The following is a 281-nucleotide window of genomic DNA, read 5'->3' on the forward strand; positions in this document are numbered from 1 at the left end:
GCAATAACTGTTGCAACTGCTGATAACTATCAACAGTTGCAATCGGGTTAAACTCGCTAAGTTGCTTTGCGTTATGTACACCCATAGTGACACCTATGCTATCCATACCCGCGGCTTGCGCCATTGCCATATCAATTTTTGTATCGCCAATCATAACCGCTTCATCGGCGCTTATGCCAAGCTCTGCTAATAATTGAAACAACATATCGGGCGATGGCTTAGAGCTTGCGTCATCACTACTACGCGTTGCACTAAAATAATGCCCTAACTCACTTTGATGT

The 281-nt window shown here is 44.1% G+C and carries 1 protein-coding gene; it reads right to left on the reverse strand.

The genetic code is table 11. From position 1 onward, the window contains the following. Positions 1-281: HAD family hydrolase (locus AAEY83_RS14205; RefSeq protein WP_351059835.1), on the reverse strand; the 281-nt coding region annotated here is incomplete at both ends.

The organism is Psychrobacter sp. TB20-MNA-CIBAN-0197 (genome assembly GCF_040309765.1).
GTDB classification, from domain to species: Bacteria; Pseudomonadota; Gammaproteobacteria; order Pseudomonadales; family Moraxellaceae; genus Psychrobacter; species Psychrobacter submarinus.